This window comes from Shewanella kaireitica (assembly GCF_023284045.1).
Taxonomy (GTDB): Bacteria; Pseudomonadota; Gammaproteobacteria; order Enterobacterales; family Shewanellaceae; genus Shewanella; species Shewanella kaireitica.
Genome location: NZ_JAKIKQ010000009.1, coordinates 79,335 through 103,743, shown reverse-complemented (window position 1 = coordinate 103,743; position 24,409 = coordinate 79,335). Strand labels below are relative to the sequence as shown.

At 43.0% G+C, this 24,409-nt stretch carries 22 protein-coding genes and 1 other annotated feature; of the genes, 13 read left to right on the top strand and 9 right to left on the bottom strand.

The features are described 5' to 3' along the window. Positions 1-276 precede the first annotated feature (276 nt). The 6 genes from L2730_RS12790 to L2730_RS12765 all read left to right on the top strand — a co-directional run bounded on the left by L2730_RS12790 (position 277) and on the right by L2730_RS12765 (position 7,525). A complete protein-coding gene (locus tag L2730_RS12790) occupies positions 277-1,368 on the top strand; it encodes a 3-deoxy-7-phosphoheptulonate synthase (RefSeq protein WP_220738967.1) in 1,092 nt (363 codons plus the stop codon). 14 nt (positions 1,369-1,382) lie between these two features. Then, positions 1,383-2,522 (top strand): bifunctional chorismate mutase/prephenate dehydrogenase, encoded by a 1,140-nt coding sequence (gene tyrA, locus L2730_RS12785; protein WP_248974945.1) that lies wholly within the window; start codon positions 1,383-1,385, stop codon positions 2,520-2,522. Positions 2,523-2,884: 362 nt separating this feature from the next. Continuing rightward, positions 2,885-4,549, top strand: coding sequence for a hydroxylamine reductase (hcp, locus tag L2730_RS12780; RefSeq protein WP_220738964.1), 1,665 nt, complete (start codon positions 2,885-2,887; stop codon positions 4,547-4,549). Positions 4,550-4,631: 82 nt separating this feature from the next. Beyond that, on the top strand, positions 4,632-5,729 hold the full coding sequence (locus L2730_RS12775; RefSeq protein ID WP_248974944.1) for an FAD-binding oxidoreductase: 1,098 nt from the start codon (positions 4,632-4,634) through the stop codon (positions 5,727-5,729). Between the two features lie 138 nt (positions 5,730-5,867). Next, positions 5,868-6,206, top strand: coding sequence for a hypothetical protein (locus L2730_RS12770; protein WP_248974943.1), 339 nt, complete (start codon positions 5,868-5,870; stop codon positions 6,204-6,206). 38 nt (positions 6,207-6,244) lie between these two features. Continuing rightward, positions 6,245-7,525 (top strand): cation:proton antiporter, encoded by a 1,281-nt coding sequence (locus L2730_RS12765; RefSeq protein ID WP_248974942.1) that lies wholly within the window; start codon positions 6,245-6,247, stop codon positions 7,523-7,525. A 54-nt stretch (positions 7,526-7,579) separates the two neighbouring features. Here L2730_RS12765 and pheA read toward each other — a convergent pair whose 3' ends face one another. Both pheA and hpf read right to left on the bottom strand, forming a co-directional pair. Beyond that, entirely contained in the window at positions 7,580-9,556 is a 1,977-nt protein-coding gene (pheA, locus tag L2730_RS12760; RefSeq protein ID WP_248974941.1) for a prephenate dehydratase, read from the bottom strand. A gap of 33 nt (positions 9,557-9,589) precedes the next feature. Next, positions 9,590-9,708 (bottom strand) — a sequence feature (Phe leader region). Positions 9,709-9,827: 119 nt separating this feature from the next. Further along, positions 9,828-10,190: a ribosome hibernation-promoting factor, HPF/YfiA family gene (gene hpf, locus L2730_RS12755; RefSeq protein ID WP_020913783.1), complete on the bottom strand. Its 363-nt coding sequence runs from the start codon at positions 10,188-10,190 to the stop codon at positions 9,828-9,830. 309 nt (positions 10,191-10,499) lie between these two features. On the opposite strand from hpf, the gene L2730_RS12750 reads away from it, so the two are divergent. After that, on the top strand, positions 10,500-11,177 hold the full coding sequence (locus tag L2730_RS12750) for a cytochrome b/b6 domain-containing protein (RefSeq protein ID WP_248974940.1): 678 nt from the start codon (positions 10,500-10,502) through the stop codon (positions 11,175-11,177). A 68-nt stretch (positions 11,178-11,245) separates the two neighbouring features. Here the strand turns inward: L2730_RS12750 and L2730_RS12745 are convergent, their stop codons facing one another. Further along, the gene (locus L2730_RS12745; protein WP_248974994.1) at positions 11,246-11,689 is read right to left on the bottom strand and encodes a c-type cytochrome; all 444 of its coding nucleotides are present in this window, start codon (positions 11,687-11,689) and stop codon (positions 11,246-11,248) included. Positions 11,690-11,921: 232 nt separating this feature from the next. Here L2730_RS12745 and trpR point away from each other — a divergent pair, with 232 nt between their 5' ends. After that, positions 11,922-12,197, top strand: coding sequence for a trp operon repressor (gene trpR, locus L2730_RS12740; RefSeq protein WP_248974939.1), 276 nt, complete (start codon positions 11,922-11,924; stop codon positions 12,195-12,197). Here trpR and L2730_RS12735 read toward each other — a convergent pair whose 3' ends face one another. Both L2730_RS12735 and slyD read right to left on the bottom strand, forming a co-directional pair. After that, positions 12,198-12,572, bottom strand: coding sequence for a hypothetical protein (locus tag L2730_RS12735; protein ID WP_248974938.1), 375 nt, complete (start codon positions 12,570-12,572; stop codon positions 12,198-12,200). A gap of 110 nt (positions 12,573-12,682) precedes the next feature. After that, positions 12,683-13,303: a peptidylprolyl isomerase gene (gene slyD, locus L2730_RS12730; protein ID WP_248974937.1), complete on the bottom strand. Its 621-nt coding sequence runs from the start codon at positions 13,301-13,303 to the stop codon at positions 12,683-12,685. A 712-nt stretch (positions 13,304-14,015) separates the two neighbouring features. Between slyD and thrA the strand changes: the two genes are divergently transcribed. The 4 genes from thrA (at position 14,016) to L2730_RS12710 (ending at position 19,314) form a co-directional block, all read left to right on the top strand. Next, on the top strand, positions 14,016-16,481 hold the full coding sequence (thrA, locus tag L2730_RS12725; RefSeq protein ID WP_248974936.1) for a bifunctional aspartate kinase/homoserine dehydrogenase I: 2,466 nt from the start codon (positions 14,016-14,018) through the stop codon (positions 16,479-16,481). Then, positions 16,478-17,410, top strand: coding sequence for a homoserine kinase (gene thrB, locus L2730_RS12720; RefSeq protein WP_248974935.1), 933 nt, complete (start codon positions 16,478-16,480; stop codon positions 17,408-17,410). Before thrA ends, thrB begins: the two co-directional genes overlap by 4 nt. Positions 17,411-17,480: 70 nt before the next feature. After that, positions 17,481-18,767, top strand: a complete 1,287-nt coding sequence (gene thrC, locus L2730_RS12715; RefSeq protein WP_248974934.1) for a threonine synthase — start codon at positions 17,481-17,483, stop codon at positions 18,765-18,767. A 256-nt stretch (positions 18,768-19,023) separates the two neighbouring features. Next, on the top strand, positions 19,024-19,314 hold the full coding sequence (locus L2730_RS12710; protein ID WP_044556026.1) for a hypothetical protein: 291 nt from the start codon (positions 19,024-19,026) through the stop codon (positions 19,312-19,314). Between the two features lie 20 nt (positions 19,315-19,334). Here the strand turns inward: L2730_RS12710 and nfo are convergent, their stop codons facing one another. Then, the gene (nfo, locus tag L2730_RS12705; RefSeq protein WP_248974933.1) at positions 19,335-20,189 is read right to left on the bottom strand and encodes a deoxyribonuclease IV; all 855 of its coding nucleotides are present in this window, start codon (positions 20,187-20,189) and stop codon (positions 19,335-19,337) included. Between the two features lie 233 nt (positions 20,190-20,422). On the opposite strand from nfo, the gene L2730_RS12700 reads away from it, so the two are divergent. Beyond that, complete coding sequence (locus L2730_RS12700; RefSeq protein WP_248974932.1) at positions 20,423-20,962, top strand: hemerythrin domain-containing protein; 540 nt, start codon at positions 20,423-20,425, stop codon at positions 20,960-20,962. 60 nt (positions 20,963-21,022) lie between these two features. Here L2730_RS12700 and L2730_RS12695 read toward each other — a convergent pair whose 3' ends face one another. The 3 genes from L2730_RS12695 to tal form a co-directional block, all read right to left on the bottom strand. Next, positions 21,023-21,208, bottom strand: a complete 186-nt coding sequence (locus L2730_RS12695) for a DUF3545 family protein (protein WP_020913769.1) — start codon at positions 21,206-21,208, stop codon at positions 21,023-21,025. A 234-nt stretch (positions 21,209-21,442) separates the two neighbouring features. Then, positions 21,443-23,080: a glucose-6-phosphate isomerase gene (pgi, locus tag L2730_RS12690; protein ID WP_248974931.1), complete on the bottom strand. Its 1,638-nt coding sequence runs from the start codon at positions 23,078-23,080 to the stop codon at positions 21,443-21,445. A gap of 18 nt (positions 23,081-23,098) precedes the next feature. Continuing rightward, a complete protein-coding gene (tal, locus tag L2730_RS12685) occupies positions 23,099-24,055 on the bottom strand; it encodes a transaldolase (protein WP_248974930.1) in 957 nt (318 codons plus the stop codon). Positions 24,056-24,409 lie beyond the last annotated feature (354 nt).

Here is a 24,409-nt window from a genome sequence, read left to right as displayed (position 1 = left end):
GTTTTTTGTTGGCTGCGATTTATGATCTTTCATTTTCCTATTCTGAAGACTTATAGCCAGTGCCTTGTTTCAAACGCTGAAGCATCATAGAGAGCCAAACCAACAACAATAATTTTCATTATTTAAATTTGCTGCTTGATCTTAGCCTTGCTCGCTGGCATAGTGCTCTCAAGATGTAATGGTGTAGCAGTACGGCGTTACGATTAATTAGTTTAGCTAACGGTTAACTCTGCAAATTGGTTTGCAACAGTAGAAGACTTAAATCAGGTGATGAGCATGCAGCAAGATACAATTAACAACGTACATATTAGTTCAGAGAAAGTGTTGGTGACTCCAGAGGAGCTAAAGCGTGCTTTGCCATTATCTGCTCATGCTAGTCAATATGTGATTAATGCGCGTAAAACCGTATCCGACATCGTCCACAAACGAGATAATCGAGTGTTGGTGATCTCTGGACCTTGTTCAATCCATGATATTGATGCCGCTAAAGAGTACGCGCTTAAACTTAAAAAGCTCCATGATGAGTTGGGTGACCAATTTTACGTATTGATGCGGGTGTACTTTGAGAAGCCACGCACCACTGTAGGTTGGAAGGGGATGATCAACGATCCAGATATGGATGAGTCATTTGATGTTGATAAAGGCTTACGTAAAGCACGCGAACTGATGATTTGGCTTGCTGAGCTTGAGCTGCCGGTTGCGACTGAAGCGCTTGATCCTATTAGCCCCCAGTACATGTCAGAGTTGATCACTTGGTCAGCTATTGGCGCACGTACAACTGAATCACAAACTCACCGTGAGATGGCATCGGGTCTATCTATGCCAGTTGGCTTCAAAAATGGTACCGATGGCAAATTAGGCGTAGCAATAAATGCATTAGAATCAGCCGCAAGTAGCCACCGCTTTATGGGGATAAACCAAAAAGGCCAAGTTGCCCTGCTGCAAACAGCGGGTAATCCAGACGGGCATGTGATTTTGCGTGGCGGTAAAGCGCCAAATTACGATGCCGCAAGTGTCGCTGAGTGCGAACAGCAGTTACATGCAGCCAATTTGAATGCACGCTTGATTGTTGATTGTAGTCACGGTAACTCTTCAAAAGATCACAATAAGCAGACACCAGTATGCGAAGATGTATTCAATCAAATTCTTAACGGCAACCAGTCGATTATTGGTGTGATGCTTGAAAGCCACCTTAATGCGGGCAAGCAGAGTAGTGATTTGCCGGTTAGTGAACTCGCTTATGGCGTGTCTGTTACTGATGCATGTATTGATTGGCAGACAACCGATACATTATTACGCAGTGGAGCTGCAGACTTAGCTTCAGTATTACCAACAAGGTTTGATATGCTGAAAGTAGCAAACGGCTGATGGAAGAGAGAGTAATGAACGAGAAGACCACTGCAGAGCTTGAAAACCTAAGAGGCTTGATTGATGGCGTTGACCAGCAATTACTGCACCTACTCAGAAAGCGTTTAGATTTAGTGGCGCAAGTAGGCGCTGTTAAGCACGGTGCAGGGCTTCCAATCTATGCGCCACAGCGTGAAGCGAAGATGCTAGCTAAAAGGCGCGCAGAAGCACAAGCGATGGACGTTGCACCGCAACTTATTGAAGACATTTTACGGCGTTTAATGCGCGAGTCTTACCTTAATGAAAAGGATGTTGGCTTTAAGCAAGTTAAAGCTGATTTAGGGCATGTGGTCATTGTCGGTGGAGAAGGTAAGCTTGGCGGGTTATTTTCGCAGATGCTTACTTTATCTGGATATGAAGTTAAGTCGTTAGATAAAGATGACTGGCTTAATAGCCAAACTATTTTTGACGGCGCTGGTCTCGTCATTGTTACCGTGCCTATCAATATTACCTGCGAATTGATTGCCAGTAAGCTGACCCAGCTACCAAGCAACTGTATTCTTGCGGACTTAACCTCGATTAAGAGTGCGCCAGTTGAAGCTATGTTAGCGGCCCATTGTGGACCGGTTTTGGGATTGCACCCGATGTTTGGCCCTGACGTTGGTAGCCTTGCTAAGCAAGTTGTTGTGGTTTGTCATGGTCGCGGTGAGTCTGAATACCAATGGCTTATCGAGCAGATAAAAATTTGGGGTGCACGCATTGTTGAGGCTGAGCCTGAAAAACATGACAAAGCGATGCAGCTGGTGCAAGCGATGCGCCATTTCTCCTCATTTGTTTATGGGCTTAATCTTTATAAAGAGGAAGCCGATATTGAGTCGTTGTTGCAGTTTAGCTCGCCTATTTACCGTTTAGAGCTGGCGATGGTAGGGCGCTTGTTTGCCCAGAGTCCAGAACTCTACGCTGACATCATCTTTGCTCAAGAGGAGAGTTTAGTTGCTATTAGTGACTACCTTGATAATTACTCACAGGCATTGCAGATCCTAAAATCTGGTAATCGAGAGGCTTTTGTTAAGCAGTTTGAAGAAGTTGCGCAGTGGTTTGGTGATTTTGCACCGCAGTTTCAACGTGAAAGCCGCGCAATGCTGCAATCTGTGAATGACATGAAAACTGGCTAACCTGATTTGAGTTTTTGTGAGAGATAAAAGGAGCCACGGCTCCTTTTTTGTTTTCTAGCATTTATAAAATTCTTATCCAGTCCTCAAAATACTAATTCAAAACCCATTACAAAGCCGACTCCAGCGTCTTTACTTTAATTCAAACACACTGAAATGAGAGTCGTTATCAGGTTGATTCTTATCCATGGCCAATATAAGGCAAATATCAGCCAATATTTATAATTTAGCATTCGCTTAAAGTGATCTCTTTCATAGTTTTAGTCTTTGTCGATAAAAAGTGCTTTTGCAATTTTTTAATCGGCGTAAACTTAGCTTTAAAGATGCAAATTATATGCATGTATTAAGTATTAGGAGTAAGTGTCGTGTTTTGTATTCAATGTGAGCAAACAATTAGAACGCCTGCGGGCAATGGCTGTAGTTACACTCAAGGTATGTGTGGTAAGTCGTCTGATACATCAGACCTACAAGATCTTCTGATTTATATTCTTCAAGGGGTGTCAGCATACGCTGTTCGTGCTCGTGAAGTCGGCGTTATCGATCACGAGATTGACACTTTTGTGCCAAAGGCATTCTTTGCTACGCTAACCAATGTTAACTTCGATGATGACCGTATTATTGAATACACAGCGCAAGCAAACACTTTCCGTAGTCGTTTACAAACAGCTTATGAAGCTAAATGTGCTGAGCTAAATGTTGAAGCAAAAGCTCCAACAGCGACAATGCAGCTAGTCTTGGGTACAACTAAGCCTGAGATGCTAACACAAGCTCTTCAAGCTGCGCCTAACCGCGGTAAAGATGAAGTTCATGAGGATATCATGGGTTTACGTTTACTTTGCTTATATGGCCTTAAAGGCGCAGCGGCTTACATGGAGCATGCTCGCGTTCTTGACCAAACTAACGATGAAGTTGCTGGTGAATTCCACGAAATTATGGCTTTTCTAGGTGAAGATTCTGTTGATGGTGACAAGCTATTTGAAACCGCAATGCAAATCGGTCAGCTAAACTACCGCGTCATGGCGATGCTCGATGAAGGCGAGACACACGCATTTGGTCACCCAGAGCCAACTCAAGTGAACACCAAATCTGTAAAAGGTAAAGCTATTTTAGTGTCTGGTCATGACATGAAAGATCTAGAGCTTATCTTGCAACAAACTGAAGGTAAGGGCATCAACGTATTCACTCACGGTGAAATGCTACCTGCACTTGCTTACCCAGAGTTGAAAAAATACCCACACCTTGTAGGTAACTACGGTAGTGCATGGCAGAACCAACAGAAAGAGTTCGCCACATTCCCTGGTGCTGTAGTAATGACTTCTAACTGTATTATCGACCCTAATGTGGGCGATTATTCAGACCGAATCTTCACTCGTAGTATTGTTGGCTGGCCTGGTGTTAGTCACATCATCGGTGATGATTTTAGTGCTGTTATCGCTAAAGCTGAGGCTTTAGAAGGTTTTGCTTATGATGAGATCCCCCATCTAATCACTATAGGCTTTGCTCGTAACGCACTTATGGCAGCTGCACCAACCGTGATTGATAATGTGAAAAGTGGTGCTATTAAGCATTTCTTCTTGGTTGGTGGTTGTGACGGTGATAAAGAGGAGCGTGGATACTTCACAGATATAGCCACTCAAGCGCCTGATGACTCGCTTATCCTGACTTTAGGTTGTGGTAAGTACAAGTTCAACAAACTTGAGTTTGGTGATATCAACGGTATCCCACGTTTACTGGATATTGGTCAGTGTAATGATGCTTACTCAGCAATCCAACTTGCAATTGCACTTTCAGAAGCATTTGAGTGTGACATCAATGAGCTTCCTTTGACCTTGGTATTGTCTTGGTTTGAGCAAAAAGCGATTGTGGTATTGCTTACGTTACTGTCTCTAGGAGTGAAGAACATCCTTACTGGTCCAACGGCGCCAGCGTTCTTAACTGCAAACTTAGCTAACGTGTTAGAAGAGAAGTTTGGACTACGCACTACAACAACTGTAGAAGCGGATCTTAATCGCATTCTAAACGTGGCGTAACAGCTCGTTTAGGCGCTGATGAGTTAGTAAAAATGGCCACTCATATGTGGCCATTTTTATGTCGGTAATAGGGTAAAAAGAAATGATGAATAGTACGAATACACCTGTAAATGGCTCTTTCACTGCTGAGCAGTGGCAAGCGGGTGAGCATCAATTGGTTTGTGTGGAAAAATGGCATGAAACTCATGATGTGATCAGTTTTCGTTTCCAAGGTGTGAGACCGGCAAAGTTTCACTTTAAACCGGGGCAGTTCCTTACATTATTGCTAGAGATAAATGGTGAGAAAATCGGCCGCAGTTACACCATTAGCTCATCACCATCTCGTCCATTTTCAATTGTATTGACCGTTAAGCAGATTGAGGGCGGTAAGGTATCGAACTACCTTGCTAACAACCTAGACGTTGGTCATGTTGTGCGTGCCTTAGGACCAGATGGTGCCTTTAACCTGATCGATATAGAAGCTGAAAAATACCTATTTTTGAGCGCTGGTTGCGGGATCACGCCGATGTACTCAATGTCTAGATGGTTGGCGGATACTCAGATTAATCCAGATATTGCTTTTTTACATAGCGCTAAGTCAACAGAGGATCTCATTTTCAAGCAACCGCTTGAGCAGATGGCTGATCGCAGTGACCAGTTTAAACTTAACTATATTTTAGAAAACGTCGATTCCGAGACTTGTGCTCATGTCGACAGTGAAGCCGGCAGGTTGTCTGCGGACAATCTACAGCGATTAGTTGCAGACTTTCACTCGCGCACAGTATTTGTCTGTGGACCTGAGCCATATATGGCAGCGGTAAAAACACTGCTTGAATCAATTGATTTTGATATGAGTAAGTTTCATCAAGAGAGCTTCGGTTCGTTCAAAGGCGATCTTGGTGAGCTTGCAGCGGCAAAAGAGGTTGCTGCAAGTGATGAAAAGAGTGGCTTTATGTTGCAAATTGGCGACAGAACCCGGGCACTTTCTAGTGAGCAAACTGTGCTCGATGGTGTTGAGGCCGAAGGCCTACCTATTATTGCTGCATGCCGCTCAGGTGTCTGCGGTGCCTGCAAATGTAAGGTGGTAGAGGGTGAAACTGAGTCAACCAGTCAAATGTCATTGACCGCTGACGAGATAGCGCAAGGCTACGTATTAGCTTGCTCAACTAAGTTGAAGTCTAACGTCACGCTAGAACTTTAAACTTTGCTCAGTAAAGAATGTTAAGTAATTCCAAATAAATCAGTAGTGAAAGTTGCGAAACTCACAATGAGAAAGTAAGGTTAAAGGCAGGCAGTAATGTAATTTACGCCTGTCTTTTCTTTTTTGGTGGAGTGGAATATGGTATCAACAACGCATACTGAAGCTTTACCTTTAGAAGACAAAAGTCTTGCTCATATGCTCTACGGGCTAATGGCATGCTTCCCTATTGTGTTACTCCCTGCGGTATTAAGCTTATGTATTAACTTAAACCAACGTCCAAATACCTTAAGTTCTATGCTTGCATCCCACCTTAGGTGGCAGCGATGGTCGATTATCTGTATGTTACTGGTTATGGCCATCGGTTACTTAAGTAATCAACCTTGGCTTAGCGCAATGCTCTATGTTGCTGCTTCAGTTTGGTTTAGTGGTCGTATATTTAAAGGCTGGTTGAGCCTCATTGAAGGCCGTTGTATATAACTTCGCCTATCTCTAGGCCTTAATTACGAGTACAACCTGTGACCAGCTATGAAATTCTCTGCCTGCTATCTGCGCTTTCTTTAGTTATTTCGTTAATCTCTTCTCGCTTACATCGATGGCAAGACACCATTACCATCACAGCATTAGCCTTATTGTTGAGTTTACTCATCTTAGCGGCAGGGAAGATCTTCGGTGTGTCAGTTTATTCAAGCTTAGTAACTGATCTTGAACAGCTCGACTTTAAAGCTTTGTTGCTTAACGGTATGTTGGGTTTTTTACTGTTTGCTGGGGCGCTGCAAATAAAACTACAGGTACTTAAAAAGCAGCGCTGGGAGATATTCACCCTTGCCTTTGTGGGTACGCTTATCTCGACGGCAGTTATTGGTGGTGTACTTTATTGGGTTTCTAGCTTTCTAGGCTTATCGCTTCAACTTAGCTACTGCTTGTTATTTGGTGCACTTATATCACCAACCGATCCGATAGCGGTGCTGGCTATCATCAAGCAACTTGGTGCGCCTGAAGACATTGCTACACAAGTTGAAGGCGAGTCATTGTTTAATGATGGTATAGGTTTAGTGATTTTTGTTGCTATCTCACAGGTTGCCTTTTCCACTGAACCGTTGACGGTAATGGGTATCGCAGGTCTATTTTTACAAGAAGCGGTCGGTGGCGTTATTTATGGTGCTATTCTCGCCGCAGGCTTACATTTTATGTTGGGCTTCTCTGAAGATAAAACCCAGTATCTGTTGATGACTCTATTGCTACCCACTGCAGGTTATGTGGTGGCAGATATGATTGGTGTTTCAGGGCCTTTAGCAATGGTAACTGCTGGGATTATCGCTGGCAATTTAAGTATTCCTAAACTACTGAAAAAGAACGAATGTGTCACTCTAGAGAGTTTTTGGGGGCTGATTGAGTCGTTCTTTAACTCACTGCTGTTCTTACTACTAGGTCTACTGTTACTGCTTATTGATTTCGATGCTGAGCTTTGGTGGTTCATGCTGCTATCAGTTCCGATTGTGCTGCTTGGCCGTTCAGTGAGTGTTTACTTGCCATATTTGGCTTTTCGCCGAGTAAAGCATTACAACTCTTTTGCTGAAAAAATTCTTGTCTGGGGTGGACTCAGAGGTGGCTTAGCATTAGCGATGGCGATGAGCTTACCTACAGGAGTGATGTTGGCGACGGGGAGTAATATTGATTTGAGGGAGCTATTGATGGTGATGACCTACGCAGTGGTCGTGTTTTCCATCTTGGTTCAAGGAACAACTATTCCTCGGCTCATTGATAAGAGCAATGCCGAAGATAAAGGCACGATGTAACACATAATAATGGCCGTGAGCGTAAGTGCTCACGGCCGTTATTATTAACTATTTTTAGCGGTATAGATTGTTGAGTAGATCGTTAAGTAGCGTTTGTTGCTCCTCGCTATTACCTGCCTGTTCAATGCTGGCGATATTGACGACTATGCCGTCGCCGCCAAGTTGCTTAATCGCTGTGCTAAATCCTGCTAGCTGCTCAGTTTCTACAGCGTAGCTAGGGTTGACTAGCACAGGTAGGTGGCTAGCCGTTTTAAGCTGTACTAACGCCGCTAAATCCAGTGACGGTTTGCCTGAATTATTCAGTGTACTTACACCAGATTCACATAGCGCCAATTGTTGATTGCCTTGACTCAATACCACCTCAGCAGCATCTAACAAGTCATCAATACTCGCCATGGTATTTCGTTCTATAATGACTGGCAGCAACAATGAGCCTAACTGAGTGAGTATTGCTTGGTTATACATTTGCGTACCAGACAATATAATCGCATCAGCTATCTGAGCGGTTACAGCTAAGTCGGTTTCATGCTCAACCATTAAAATACACACGAGTCCAAACTGTTCTAAGGTCTTTTTAAATTGAGAGAGTGATACAAGTAGTTCTCTTTGTTGACTTAAACCTTGGATCACTACCGCTTGGAATCCAGCTTCTTTTAATGCTTTCGCGCGTTGCTCAAACTCGGTCGTTTCAAAAGGCAGGTGCAATTGAGCAATGGCGGCCAAATGATTGTTACCTATATTGAGTTGGCCACAAACTATCTCTGTTGCTTGGGTTTTAAACTCTTTGCTATAGCGTTTCTCTTTGGTCGATGCGGTGCTCGCTAAAGTGCTTACTTTTGATGTACTAGGTTCAATCATCAATTGGCTGTTGGTTAGTTGTGTAGGGTTGACCGTTTCACATGGGTAACATCCCAATACCTTGATAAAGCGCGTCGTTCTTTCTAGCTCTTTTAATGCTGCTTGCATTGGCTCACTGGAAAGGTTTGCGTCGATGTCCAAATAGAACATCTCTTCCCATGGTGTACCGGGAATTGGACGCGATTCGAGTTTACTCATATTTAGGTTTCTAGCCTTTAGCACTAATAAAGCTTCGACCAAGGCGCCGGGTTTTTGTCCTGTGGCCATAATCAAGGTGCACTTGGCAGGTAATTGTTCAGGAACATCAACGGCTTTACGGGCGACAACAATAAAGCGACTTTGGTTAATTTTTTGATTGGCTAAGCCTGTCTCGATAGCTTCAAGCTGATATAAAGCGCCGCCCTCACTGCTACCAATAGCTGCAACGCTGTTGTCTTGAGCGTTACAGACCATATCCATTGCTTCAGCGCTACTAGAGCAATACTCTAGCTTGAAGTCACCATGTTGACTTAGATAACGACTGCACTGACTAATAGGTTGTGGGTGCGCGTACACTGTTTTTACATCATTGATGTTGGTGCCGCTTTTCGCTAGCAGGCAGTGTCCAACTTCAATGGTTGTTTCGCCGACAATGGCTAAACTTGTGTGTTGCAGTACATCGTATACTTCGTTGATTGAACCTGAAGAGGTGTTCTCTATCGGCAGGAAACCATAATCTGCATGACCAGATTCAACCGCTTGCACTATCTCATCAAAACTTTGGCAGCCTAAATCCTGCATTTCAACTTGGCGTCTGTCGCAGTAGCGACTTGCTGCTAAATAGGAATATGAGCCTCTAGCACCGAGATAAGCAACACAATACTGCTGCTGTTGAGTTTGTGGATTAGCGCGGCCATGTAAGTAGGCTTGCTGGTTTAGTACCGAATCTTCAATAATGCTTTGATAAAGCGAGATAACATAATGCGCATCTAACCCTTGTTCGCGGCCTTGCTTAACGAGGCGCGCTAGCAACTCTTTTTCGCGGATTGTATCGCGTATAGGTCTGACATCCACTTCTTTACTACGAGCAACATCTAAACTTAACTCGCGGCGTTTAGCCAGCAGAGCTAAAAGATCATTGTCGAGAGTCGTTATTTGCTCTCGAGTGTGGTTTAAAGGTTGTGGTTTGCTCATTAGTGCCTCTACATCTTATTTAGCGCGCTTAGAATTAAAAAAGCCTCCCGTGTGGGAGGCTTTGGAATTTTCACTTTCGTTTTTACACCGAAATTCCGCCTCCGAGGGTGGGGGGCATAAAAAAGAAAGTAAAAAACGCAGTTTGGATTTTGTTCATGGATTAAAACTAAAGCGGAGTCGGTTTACTGTCAATCAAAACTTGGGCTATTTGAAAATTTTGTAAGAAAAAGCGCACCTGAGGTGCGCTTTTGGACAAAAGTTAATAATAAAATCAAGCTGCGTATTCCTCCTCTATGTTGTCGTCAAAGCCTTCATCAATGGCATCATCTTCTCTTTTAAGTGTTGCGTGACGTTGGCTTTCTGGTTTGTGTGTTAGGCGATTTAGCTGTTTCTCCAGCTTTTGTCCCATTGCATTGATTGCTGCATATAGGTCTTCATGTTTCGCCTGGGCAAATAACTTGGCACTTGGAATGCCGACAGAAGCTTCAATCTTAAAACCTTGTTTCTCCTGTAGTATGATTACATGTGGATTAATAAGCTGCACATCGTGTCGTGCTAATTTTGCTAATCTTGCTTCAATACGTTCGCGGATAGATTCAGTAACTTCGAAGTGCTTGCTAGTAATCTTTATCATATGTCGAACCTTTTGTTGTTTCCTTGAATTCAGACTAACAATCTCACTAACGAAAGTCGTGATCTAAATCACGTTTTACAGTGTCTTTTAAATCGTTCGCTTTTTATTTGATCACTTAGACAAATATAGTCAATAACTGCCAAAATTTCCTTGAAAACCGCGAAAAACAGGTTCATATTTGAATAGATAAGAGCCCGCTCAATTAGCTGTTTTTTTAAAATCCTCTGCATAAATAACCCCATAGCTCTTACCCTCAGCTCAATATATAATGCTCACAAAAGACCAATTAATTTCTGAGACCGAACATTCATGACGCAAAACACTGTCAAAGTTAAAGTATGGGATATTCCAACAAGGCTCTTTCACTGGGGGATGTTGTGTTTGCTTGGTGGATTATGGTGGACTGCTGAGTCAGGAGAGATGGAGTGGCACCAACTACTGGCTTACAGTTTAATGATTTTACTTGCCACGCGACTGCTTTGGGGCTTTATAGGCAGTGATACTGCACGGTTTAGCCATTTTGTTCGCTCTCCGAAAACGGTATTTAACTACCTTAAGCAAACTAAGCAGAATGGGATTTCTGCGAGTGTTGGGCATAATCCGGTTGGTGGCTATATGGTTGTCGCACTCATCTCGCTTGTTTGCTTGCAGCTGGTGAGTGGACTTTTCGCAACGGATGACATTTTTACCGAGGGGCCACTATATAGTAGTGTGAGTAGTGATACTGCTGCATGGTTAACTTGGCTGCACAAAAAGAACTTTGATCTGATTTTGATATTAGCTGCGATACATGTTTTGGCTGTCGGTGTACATATGATAAAAGGTGATAAAATTATAATGGCGATGTTTAGTGGCTATAAACGTCTTCCAGAAGTTCAAGCGCCGTCTTTAGCATTTGCATCGGTATTAAAGGCAGTTGTAATCTTGCTGGTGATAGGGGCGTTGGTGTTGAATTATTTGATGTTGCCGATTATCGATATGCTGTAGTGACAATATTTGAATCGTAAAGGGTAAAATGTAAGAGCCAGCTTAATCTAAGCTGGCTCTCTTGTTACTTAATCTTTCTTGTATACGTCGTGACAACCTTTACAGCTCTTACCTGTATTCATAAAGGCTTTCTTGATCTCTTTCTTGTCACCTTTCTCTGCAGCTAAAGCAAGCACAGCTGCATTCTCTTGGAAGGTCTTCATCTTGGCATCAAAATCAGTTTTATCACTCCAGATCTTTGCAAGAGCTTCTGTTTCACCTTTATCAGAACCACTGATAAAACCTTCAAGTGGCAGCTTAGAAAGAGCAGCAACATTTGTCGCACGCATGGCGAATACGCTAGCGTCGTAATCTTTCTTGCCTTTTAGCATTGCGCCCATGTCACCAAAGTTATAGGCAATCATCCCAAAAGCAGATTGACGATAATGAATGGCGTCATCAGCGTCATCAAAATTATTAGCTTGCACACCAGTAGTAATAGTTGCTGTCGCAGCGAGTGCGATTAGACTCATCTTTAATGATTTTTTCATGGCTATTCTCACGTTTTTATTATGTTATGTGACTTGTTTCGCGCTATTGTACCTATTTTTAGCTAGTTGACTCCATTCGTTTTTTATTAAAATTACGCTTAGTTACAATTAAGTTGGATATAGCACTTAAATTTCTTCTCTCAAAATACGTGACTGGAAACTGAATCCTGATAAACTGGCTGTAATGATGCACTAGTACACCATTGAGGCTGAAATGCGCGCAGAGTGGGATTTAGTTTTAGACAAAGTCATGGCTCAAAAGGATCACAGTGCTTTAGTGACACTGTTCGAATTGTTATTAACCGAAGAGGAGCGTAGTGCTGTTGCTGGTAGGCTTAAGGTTTTTCAGACATTGTTGCATGGGGATATGAGCCAGCGACAAATCGCCCATGAATATCAAATTAGTATCGCAACCATCACTCGTTGTTCTAATTACTTAAAACACATGACTGAAGCACAGCGCGTGCAGATAAAGCAGTTGACCTTGTAGCTAAATGTAGCTTGAATGAATAACTTTGTGCTTACGATAACTGAGCCGTCGAATAAATATGTACATACTATAACTGCACAGACAAAGACCGAAAACAGGGGCTGTTTTGGCGTCTAACTTGTTGGTTAAAAGTGCAGCTAGAAAACACAGAGCGGGAACATGTTCATAAACCTGAGTGGGCAGCCAGCCTTTTTTACGACGTTTTTTTGAATCTGTGCGGCGGTTATTGGAACGAAGAGCGTAAACTCTGCTACCTAATAGGACGAGAATAATCGCAAGTCCTTGCGCAAAGGGATGCTCGATAATTAATAGTGAGAGGCTTCCAATAGCAATGTAGCAGTAGGGTAAAGCCTCATAAAGTGGTTTCGATAACATCGGCAAATCCTTTGCACGCAATTCATGCTCTTGAGTGTAGAACATAAAAAAAGCGCGTTTCATTTTTGTAATGAAACGCGCCTTAAATCAGTCTAAAGAGCTAGATAGTTTTAGTGTCTGCAACCACAGCCACCGTTGCCATCGCAACCCTCTTTAGCTTCTTTGGTTTCGTCGTCACTGCAACAACCGCCTTCATGGCTGTGCTCATGCTCGCCACCACAACATCCACCTTCATGAGAATGTTCGTGTCCGCCACAGCTAGAACCTGCCGCGTGAATGTGACCGTGAGCGACTTCTTCTTCTGTCGCAGTGCGCACGTCAAGAACTTCAACGTTAAAGCTCAGTGTTTGACCTGCTAAAGGGTGGTTACCATCTACGATAACAACGTCATCTTTAACTTCTGTCACTTGAACAGGACGTTGTCCCATTTCTGTTTCAGCGATGAAACGCATGCCAGGTACGATATCTTCGATGTCACCAAAAGCTGATAATGGGACTTCTTGGCATAGACCATCATGGTATGCGCCATAGCCTTGCTCTGCATCGACAGTTACATCAAGTACGTCACCTTGCTCTTTACCTTCAAGAGCAGCCTCTAGGCCTGGGATCATGTTTTCTGCACCGTGCAAATATAGCATCGGCTCGCCTTCAAAAGAGCTTTCTACAAGCTGGCCTTTTGCATCTGATAATCGGTAATGGATGCTTACTGCACATTTTTCGGTGATTTTCATATTGGCTCCAATCGGTAATTTGCGCGCATTCTAGCTCGGATTGTGTCAATTTGCGACAGATTGGATCGACTTATGCTACCTAAGCCACATCTTTATTAGGAATCGAATTGGCTTAGTAAATATAATTAGCTACCACTTATAGCTAAATATCATAAATAGTGCTTTTTAGTTTTATCAGTAACTGCGCTGGATTCTTGCAGAGGCCTTTGAGGCTAAAATGTAAAAATGAGCCTCAGTTATAAGATTTGACTATTACCCATAGCGTTAATCCGTATTAATTTTTGCAGTATTTCAACTCTGTAAAATCGTTTAATTAACAATGATATGTGTGTTGTCGCTGTTTATGTTTACGTTAACGTAACATTTGAGACTGTAAAGGAGTATTAACGACTACTTATTAAAATTACCATTTATAGCGCTTTATTGCTGTTTACTCGAGAAAATGGTCATTAATAACAATAATGATAATTTAGGGGTTGACACTTCTTGGTTAAAAAGCAATTCTGTTAGCACACAAATTATTCCAATTGGATTAAACCTAATTTATATGTCTAGCCATCAGTTAATGATCACCACGATTATTACAACCACCACGATTACCAACGTGGGGGCGGGCTAAGCACAACCTGATATAAGTTAAATATCAAGCCCGCTCCCCACAAAGGAGCGGGCTTTTTTGTTTCTTAACGTGGCGCGGCACAAGGAGTTTTCGATGAAAGTAATGAAATTTGGTGGAACCTCGCTCGCAAATTGGCAGCGATTTAGAACTGCAGCCGATATTGTAATCCAGTCGGCAAAAGCTGAGAGTACTGCGGTGGTATTATCTGCGCCAGCAACGGTGACCAATGGTTTAATTGAAATGGTAGAGGTCGCGGTAAAGGGCGGCGACTATAAAGTTGTATTAGCTAAAGTTGAGCAGGTGTTTAATGCTTTATATGCTGAGGCAGCGAGTTCTTTAACTGACGAACAAAATCAACACTTAGCTAATCGATTACAACAGCAGATGAGCTTTTGGAGCGATAAGCTTGCTGGTATGAGCCTACTCAATGAGTGTCCAGAGAGTGTAGAGGCCGCTGTGTTAGTAGGCGGTGAGAAACTGTCTTCTGCATTGATGGTTGAAGTGATGAAGGCGGCTGACTATTCGTCAGCGATATTGGAACCAGAATCTCTGCTGGTAGGATATGGTCCGCGGTTGGAGTCTGTGGTCGATATTGAAGCGAGTAAGCTACGGTTCGGCGAGTTAGATCTGAGCGCTGCTCATGTGTGGGTTATGCCAGGTTTTACCGCTGGAGATAGCGACGGTAAGATAGTGACTTTAGGTCGGAATGGCTCCGATTATTCTGCAGCGGTACTATCAGCGTGCCTACAAGCAAGCTGTTGTGAGATCTGGACCGATGTCGATGGTGTTTACAATACGGACCCGCGAGTGGTCAGCGACGCCAAACTTCTTTCACAGATGAGTTACCAAGAGGCGATGGAAGTTTCCTATTTTGGCGCGAAAGTTTTACACCCAAAAACAGTAGCGCCAATTGCTCAATACCACATTCCTTGTTATATCCGAAACACGTTAAACCCCCAAGCCGTTGGCACCTTAGTGTCTAATGAGCCAGATGAAACCGGACTCAATGTAAAAGCGATCTCAAATCTCGATGATCAAACCATGTTTGATGTGTCAGGCCCGGGCATGAAAGGCATGGTGGGGATGGCAAGTCGTACATTAGGCGCTATATCTCGTTCTGGCGTGTCAGTATCACTGATCACTCAAAGTTCCTCTGAATACAGTATTAGCTTCTGTGTCGCTACCGAAGATGCTGCTAAAGCGAAATATGCGTTAGAGCAGGAGTTTGACTTAGAACTTAAGAGTGAGTTACTGGAACCTATCGAGATGCGCCATCAATTGGCTATTGTCTCTTTAATTGGTGATGGTATGCGCACCCATAAGGGCGTTGCCGCCAAATTCTTCCAAGCTCTGGCGCAGGCGACAGTCAATATTGTTGCTATTGCACAGGGCTCATCTGAGCGCTCTATTTCTGCAGTTGTCGAGCAGCGAAAAACCAAACATGCGATATCTGCCTGTCATCAATCATTCTTTGATGTGCAGCACTATTTAGATGTATTCCTTGTTGGCTGCGGTAATGTGGGTGCCGGTTTACTTGAGCAGATTAAACATCAGCGTCAAATGTTAAAAGAGCAGCATATTGCTGTTCGTGTTTGTGGTATTGCCAACTCTAAACAGATGCTATTGGATGCTCAGGGTATCGATTTGTCTAACTGGCAGGGGTTATTAGCCGCAACAAAGCAGACCGCCAATATTGAAGAGATGCTGCTATGGGCTAAAGAGCAACAGCTGTTAAACCCAGTGCTTGTGGATTGTACCTCTAGTGAGTTTATCTCTGATCAATATCTTGCGGTAATGAATGCCGGATTGCACGTTGTTACGCCAAATAAGAAGGCCAATACTCGTGACATGGATTACTATCGTTCTCTGCGTCAAACAGCGTTAACGCAGCGCCGTCAGTTCCTTTATGAAACAACCGTTGGTGCGGGGCTGCCTGTTATCGACAACCTTAAAAAGCTACTATTTGCCGGTGATAAACTACTACGCTTTAATGGCATTTTATCGGGCAGTTTATCGTACATCTTTGGTATGTTAGATGAGGGGATGACGCTATCTCAGGCCACTAGTATTGCCAGAGACAAGTGCTTTACAGAACCAGACCCTCGTGATGATTTAAGTGGTATGGACGTTGCGCGAAAAGTACTCATACTGGCTCGTGAAGTGGGTATGGAGCTTGAGTTATCAGACATAAATGTGGAATCAGTATTGCCTGAGTCATTTGATGCATCTGGCGATGTTGACGCATTTATGGCGAATTTACCCTCTGTTGATGCTGCCATTGCACAACGCATTGAGGCGGCGAAAGCCGAAGGGAAAGTACTACGTTACGTCGGACAGATTGATGATGAAGGCTGTAAAGTGAAAATAGCTGAAGTGGATGCCAGTGACCCACTTTATAGCGTTAAAGGTGGCGAGAATGCCTTGGCATTTTATAGTCGCTACTATCAACCCATCCCATTTGTATTAAGAGGTTATGGTGCCGGAACGGATGTCACTGCGGCTGGTGCTTTTGCAGATATCTTAAGGACGTTGAACTGGACACGTGAGGTGGGCGTATGAGCGTAACTATCTATGCCCCTGCTTCAATGGGCAATGTTGGGGTGGGTTTTGACTTACTCGGCGGCGCGTTAGCACCTGTTGATGGTAGCTTACTCGGTGATAAGGTCACCGTTGAAAGCGCTGAGCAAGGGCTTGAACTCGTTGTTGTCGGTCATTGGGCTAACAAGCTTCCTGCCAAGCAAGATGAAAATATAGTGTATCAATGTGCTGTTTTTTTCCTTGAGCATTTAGGACAAAATGTAGGGCTTAAGCTGACGCTGGAGAAGAACCTACCTGTTGGCAGTGGTTTAGGCTCTAGTGCTAGCTCAGTTGTTGCTGCATTGATGGCACTCAATGAGTATTTTGAGCAACCATTTTCCGAGCTGCAAGTACTCAAACTCATGGGTGACTTTGAAGGTAAGATTAGTGGCTCTGTGCATTACGACAATGTGGCTCCTTGTTTTCTAGGTGGTATGCAGTTAATGCTAGATACCCCGCAAGCCATTTGTGAACCTATACCGACTTTTAAGCAGTGGTACTGGGTGGTCGCTTACCCTGGTATTTCATTATCAACAGCACGCATGCGTGGCTTAATGCCTGAGCATTATTCAAAGCAAACGACCATCGATTTTGGTCGTTACTTAAGTGCGTTTGTACATGCTTGCTATAAGCAAGATGACAAGCTTGCTATTGCGGTACTAAAAGATGTACTTGCTGAGCCATATCGCGCCGCTGAGATCCCACAATATCAGCAAGCAAAGTCTGCACTGAGTGAGTTAGGCATGTTGACCACAGGAATTTCGGGCAGTGGTCCGACCCTGTTTACCATTACAGATGATGCGGAAACAGCACAAGCTGCCAAGCTGTGGCTCGATGAACACTACATAGATCCTGAACTGGGTTTTTCTCATATATGTCAAATTGATGATTTAGGGGCGCGTCGCGTCTAAATAGATTTTTATGCTTTTGCCTAATGCAGCGCAATTAGCGAATAGATATAAAGAATTAAAGGAAATAGTCATGGAATTGTACAACCTAAAGCATCCCTCACAAGTCGTGAGCTTTACTGAAGCAGTCAAACTTGGGCTTGGAAAAGATCGTGGGCTTTTCTTTCCTAAAAGCATCCCTAGCTTAGAAGGTATCGACAGTATCCTTGCCTTGCCGTTTGTTGAACGCAGTAAAAAAATCATTGGAGCTTGGCTTGCGTCGGAACTGGGACAAGAGACTGTAGATCGATTGGTTGAGAAAGCATTCAATTTTGAACTGCCTTTGGTACAAGCAGATAAAAACCTCTATAGCTTGGAGCTATTTCATGGTCCTACGTTAGCCTTTAAAGATTTTGGCGCCCGTTTTATGGCGCAATGTCTAAATGAGTTAGCTAAAGATGAAAAGATAAACATTCTAACAGCGACCTCAGGGGATACTGGCGCCGCGGTTGCTGATGCATTTTACGGACTTGATAATATCAATGTTGTCGTTCTGTACCCCAAAGGCAAAATCAGTCTATTGCAGGAGAAGATGTTCACTACATTAGGTGACAATATTCATACTGTTGCAGTAAGTGCCGATTTTGATGCATGCCAGACCTTGGTAAAACAATCATTCGAAGACAGTGATATCCGTGACGGCTTGCACCTTAACTCGGCAAACTCAATTAACATTAGTCGCTTGCTGGCACAGATTTGTTATTACTTTGAGGCTGTTGCGCAATACAGACAAAGCAATAATGATGCTCCTGTTATTGCAGTACCAAGTGGTAACTTTGGTAATCTGACTGCTGGTTTGTTTGCTAAAGCGATGGGACTACCCGTTAAGCGCTTTATCGCTGCGACTAATAGCAATGATACCGTGCCACGCTACCTGGATAATGGTGAGTGGTCGCCGCAGTTAACAGTGGCAACTATGTCTAATGCAATGGATGTGGCAGAGCCAAGTAACTGGCCAAGAGTCGAGGCGATTGTTAAGGCGATGAACTGGTCTTTGGCCGAGATTAAAGGCGTTGGAGTCTCTGAAGCTGATACCTGTAATTCTGTTAAAGCGCTACATAATGGTGGATACCTATCTGAACCTCATGCGGCAATTGCCGCTTTTGCATTGAATCAAACAATGTCTGCAGATGAAAAAGGGATTTTCCTTGGCACAGCGCATCCTGCTAAGTTTAACGAAGTGGTCGAGCAAGTGTTAGAGATAGAGTTAGCACTTCCGCCAGCGCTTGAAAATGTTGTACCTAAGACTATTTTGTCGGCAGAACTGGCAGCCGATTTTGACGTCTTGAAGGCTCACTTGTTTGACGTATTAGACAAATAAATTTATTGATTAAACTCAAATAAGATAAAAGGGAAGCTGTTATGGTTTCTCTTTTATTGTGTTTGGTATGTGCGCCGCCTGTATTTTTACGTACTTTTATGTGTAACTGTTGTTATGTATATGCTGGGAGGGTTTCGCGTGTTTACAGGTGATTCTAAATGTATCGTTTAAATCTCTCTTACTGTTATTTGCACCATTTTTTTTGCTCTACATATTCTATATTATTGCGCGCAGTTTTCCTTGTGGGTGCATATCGGTGTTACGTTTCTTTGTCAGTATATTATTAGTGACTCTATTAAGTGGTTGCGCTAGCGAAGAGTTTCAGCTTTACCATAGAATAAATGAAGCATACGACTTTGAAGTGACTCACTGCGATAGCTTTGCCATGGTTACCGGCGTTGGACGTGGCGAAAATGCGCTGGCCGATGCTAAGCTCAGCGCTATCAAACAGGGTGAGGAGATCCAAGGCACGCACATAGTGTGGTTGCAAATCGATCAAGGTGAACCTACACGGGTTGTTGCAGTGATCTATAAGTGTTTACTTTAGCTCCGCTCCTTCCTACTTTTCTATTGTGGCACTAAGCTACGTAGCCAGTTAATTTCAGCTGGCCAAAGAGCGGCGTCTATCGTTTCTAAAATCAGTGGGATCCCTTTCACAGCTTCAAGCGTCATTAACGTTGAAAATGCCTCAGCACCTATTTCCCCTTTGCCTAATGACTCATGGCGATCTACTCGGCTATTAAGCTTAGTTTTGCTGTCGTTAAGGTGCATTGCTTTTAAATAGCGATTACCGACAACTTTATCAAACAAGTTAAAGGCTGACAGACAGCTCTCTTGACTGCGAATATCATAGCCCGCCGCAAACATATGACAGGTATCGATACAGATGCCAACCCGTGACTTATCTTCAACTCCATCAATTATCTGTGCCAGCTGTTCAAAGCTATGGCCTAGGTTAGAGCCTTGACCTGCGGTATTTTCGATGACAGCAGTGACTTTAGTTGACTGTGATAGTGCAAAGTTTATCGATTCACTAATGCGCGATAAGCACTTGTCTGTATCTATCTGCCTTAGATGGCTGCCAGGGTGAAAGTTAAGTAGAGTTAAACCTATCTGTTCGCACCTTGCGATTTCGTCATAGAAGGCTTCTCTCGACTTTGTAAGCAACTCATCATCGGGGTGGCCTAAGTTTATAAGATAACTGTCATGGGGGAGGATGGCATCCATTGAGATATTAGCTTCCGCGCAGTTTTTTTGAAACAGTGCTATCTGCGCTTCATCTAAAGGTTTGCTTACCCATCTACGTTGATTTTTGGTAAAGAGTGCGAAAGCATTGGCACCGATGGAAGCGGCGTTTATTGGCGCATTAGCTATTCCGCCAGAAGCGCTGACATGGGCGCCAATAAGGTGTTGTGGTTGCATTATGGCGTTTTCCTGTATTTGTGTTGCAAGGCAGCCTGCGGCTTAACGGCAATGAAAATGAATCTTATTCTTTTAATGTTTACTTCAAGCAATGGAGTAAGTGATTGTAACATAATCCAATTTTGTTGATCTCAATCACGAACAGATTGATTATCATTTTGTTATAGTTGGGTGTTATTCGTACGGTTTACTAATATTGTATCTAGTGGGGCTTAATTCGGGTGGAGAAAACTATGCTAGCCAGACTCATGCACGATCACAAGCATATTGGTATTTTGCTTAAGATTTTAAAAACCAAACATATTAAGCTAGCGGCGGGTGAAGGGATTAATTACAACTTGGTTCGCGACATTGTTGAATATATGCAGAGCTACGCTGAACACAGTCACCACCCGTTGGAGGAGGTGATCTCTGAGTTTTATTGGAACAAGTTAGGCAGGGCGCATATTAACGAAACGCTCACATCAGAGCATAAGAAGCTAGTTGATGCATCAGCCTCGTTAATGGCTACTCTGAATCTTATTTTAAGCGATGTTGTGGTTTCTAAAGAGCAGCTAGTCAATGACTTAGAAAATTATGTTGATATACAGCAGTCGCATATGGATTTTGAGGAATCGACAGTCTTTCCTAAATGGCAGAATGTGATAACGGAAACGGATTGGCAAACCGTTGTGCAGATGTGTGATGCAAGGCTTATTGATGACCCGTTATTTAGTGAAAGCGATAATGTGTTGTTTGAAGAGTTGAAAGAGTATATTGAGTCTGATGAGTAGCTATGCCTCTAACGAATATCAGAGACAAAAAAAGAGCGCCTAAACGCTCTTTTTTTATGGTTACATCAGGAGGGTGTCCAATTCACCTTCAAAGCTGGTGTCAATGTCTTGAAGTTCTTTAAGTAAACGGTGCTTTTCCTTTAGAGCTTCAATTTCACGCCACTTCCGCTTTTTGTTGGAGCTTCTCGAGCGGCTTGGCTTCTCAACTATACTATCTAGCGCACTACCATAATCTAGTCGATTCATGGCAACCTCCTGTTGTTTATTTTGTCATCAAATAAATAGCATGTTTTTCAAGCATGGTGCAACATAAATGTTTCATTTATGTTAACTGATTATGAAATTTCAATGTTGGGCTGGAGGCGTTAATCTGGATAAACTTGAATTTTATTCATGTTTATTTGGGGATGTTGACAATGGAAATCAAAAAAGCCAGTCGAAACTGGCTTTTTTAGTGTAATTAACTATTAAACTGAATGGTTAAATTTTATTCTGCTTGAATAGGTTAATTAGCGCATTACTTGAGGTATCTAAATCTGTTGCCTCAGATTGAGCTGTCAATCTGTCCAGCACATCATTACCCAACTGTTTACCTAGCTCTACACCCCATTGATCAAAAGAGTTGATCTGCCATATTGCACCTTGAACAAAAGTTCTGTGTTCATACAGTGCAATCAGCGCACCCAATGTTGTAGGTGTAAGCTTGTCCATCAGCAGTGTGTTGCTAGGTTTATTACCTGGCATCACTTTGTGTTGCGCAATAAGCTGCTTTTCACTATCTGACAATGAGCTAGCGCTTAATTCTGCTAATGCTTCGTCGAAAGTCCTTCCCTGCATTAATGCTTGGGTTTGGCCAAAGCAGTTTGAGGCTAGCTGAACATGGTGCTCACCAATTGGATTATGGCTGTTCAATGGCATAATAAAATCGGCTGGGATAAGCGCAGTACCTTGGTGTAACAGCTGGTGGTAGGCATGCTGTCCATTCGTGCCTTCACCGCCCCAGATCACAGGTCCAGTGCTGTAATCCACATCAGTGCCATTAAGCGTGACTGATTTTCCGTTACTTTCCATATCAAGCTGTTGGAAGTATGCGGGCAGGCCACGTAAGTAGTGATCGTATGTCAGTACGACGTGAGATTGCGCATTAAAGAAATTACCGTACCAAAGAGAAAACATTCCCATGATCACCGGCATATTGCTTTCGAGCGGGGTCTCAAGGAAGTGATTATCCATTTCGTGGGCGCCAGTAAGCAGCTCACGAAAGTTGTCCATACCAACAAGCAATGCGATAGGTAAACCAATTGCCGACCATAGTGAGTAACGTCCACCAACCCAGTCCCACATTGGGAAGATGTTATTAGCATCAATACCAAATTCAGTGGCTTTAGCCACATTAGAACTAACGGCAACAAAGTGCTTAGCAACATCTGACTGGGTAGCCCCCTGTGCTAAGAACCAATCTTTAGCACTTAATGTATTGGTCAATGTCTCTTGGGTGCCGAAAGATTTAGAGGACATGACAAACAATGTTGTCTCTGCATTGAGTCCTTTAAGCTTTTCAGTAATAGATGTGCCATCAACATTGGCAACAAAATGACAATTTAGCTGTCCAGTCCAATATGGACGCAGCGCTTGGGAGACTATTTTAGGACCTAAAAATGACCCACCAATGCCAATACTCACAACGTCAGTAATGGTTTTGCCTGTATAGCCTTTCCAGTTACCTGTTGTTACCGAGCCAACAAAGCCTTCCATCTTGTCTAAGGTTTGCTGAACTTCAGCAACAATGTTGACACCGTCAACGTTTATAACCTTATCTTTTGGCGCTCGAAGTGCTGTGTGCAGTACTGCTCGCTGCTCAGTATTATTAATTGTGTCACCAGCAAACATTGCTTTGATTTTTTCTTCAAGTTTAGATTCTTTTGCCAATGCAAAAAGCAGTGACAAAGTTTCTGTTGAAGCTCTATTTTTAGAGTAATCTAAAAGCAAGCCGCATGCCTTGGTAGACATATCATCGAATCGCTGTGGCTGTTGCTTAAATAGCTCGCGCATGTGCGGCACGGTTTTACTGTGCAGCTCTAGTGCTTGCCAACTGGCAAGCTGAGTCAGTTCGGTCATTTTAGTAGTCCTATTCCTTTAAGACGATAGCTCTGCTTTAAGCATGACTTCAAGTTTACCTTGGTCTACAGCAAAGTTACGGATCCCTTCAGCTAGCTTTTCTACCGCCATTGGGTCTTCATTAAATTCCCAGCGGAACTGTGCTTCAGACATCGCAGGCTCGGCCGCAACCGTTTCTGTTGCAGGTAGCAATTTTTGTACGATAGGCGTACTGCTGTTTGATAACTCTTCTAACAGCGCTGGGCCAATGGTCAGTCTATCACAGCCAGCCAATTCGATGATTTCACCGGTGTTACGGAAACTCGCGCCCATGACTACAGTGTTAAAGCCATGACGCTTATAGTAGTTGTAGATACTTGTGACAGACACAACACCTGGATCTTCTGCCGCTGAGTACTCTAGACCTGTATCTTTCTTATACCAATCTAAGATACGGCCTACAAATGGAGAGATTAGGTAGACACCTGCTTCTGCACAAGCTCGAGCTTGAGCGAAACTAAATAGTAGCGTTAGATTACAGTTAATACCTTCTTGTTCAAGCTCTTTCGCTGCGCAGATCCCTTCCCATGTAGAGGCAAGCTTGATCAAAATACGTGACTTGTCGATACCCGCTTCTTTGTACAGCTTGATAAGCTTGTGTGCTTTTGCGATAGAAGCAGTTTTATCGAAAGATAGACGTGCATCGACTTCAGTAGAGATGCGACCAGGAACAATTTTAAGGATCTCTAAACCAATATTTACCGCAAGTTTATCGCCAGCATCTTCAATTTGCTGTTCAAGATCGTCACTTTGGCTTTTTGCCCAAGTAATGGCGTTTTCAATGAGGCCACTGTATTCAGGAATTTGTGATGCTTTTAGAATGAGTGATGGGTTCGTAGTTGCATCTTCTGGCTGGTAACGTTTTATGGCTTCAATATCACCAGTATCCGCCACGATAGTAGTGATGGGTTTAAGTTGTTCTAATGTGTTGGCCATGTGAATTACATCCTTCTCAATGAGCAGCATAAGTTTGATGGTTAATTAGCAGGTATTAAAAGCCATTTTAATGATCATTCCAACTAAATATGAAAAAAAATTACAGAAAAGTTGCAAAAAATCAGTAAAACAGCTTTTTTTGGTAATATTGCTACTAATGTTAACGTTTCATTCTTGCAGTCTGATGAAATTCCTGTGCCACAGACTGCTAAAACAAAAATATTGAGTAATGAGCTAAACCTTAGCTGTTGAGTATAGTGGCTGCAACAATTAAACAAAAAGCTCACAGCCATTAAAAGCTGTGAGCTTGTTTAAATCATCCAACAAATACTATATCAAATATTATCGAAATAA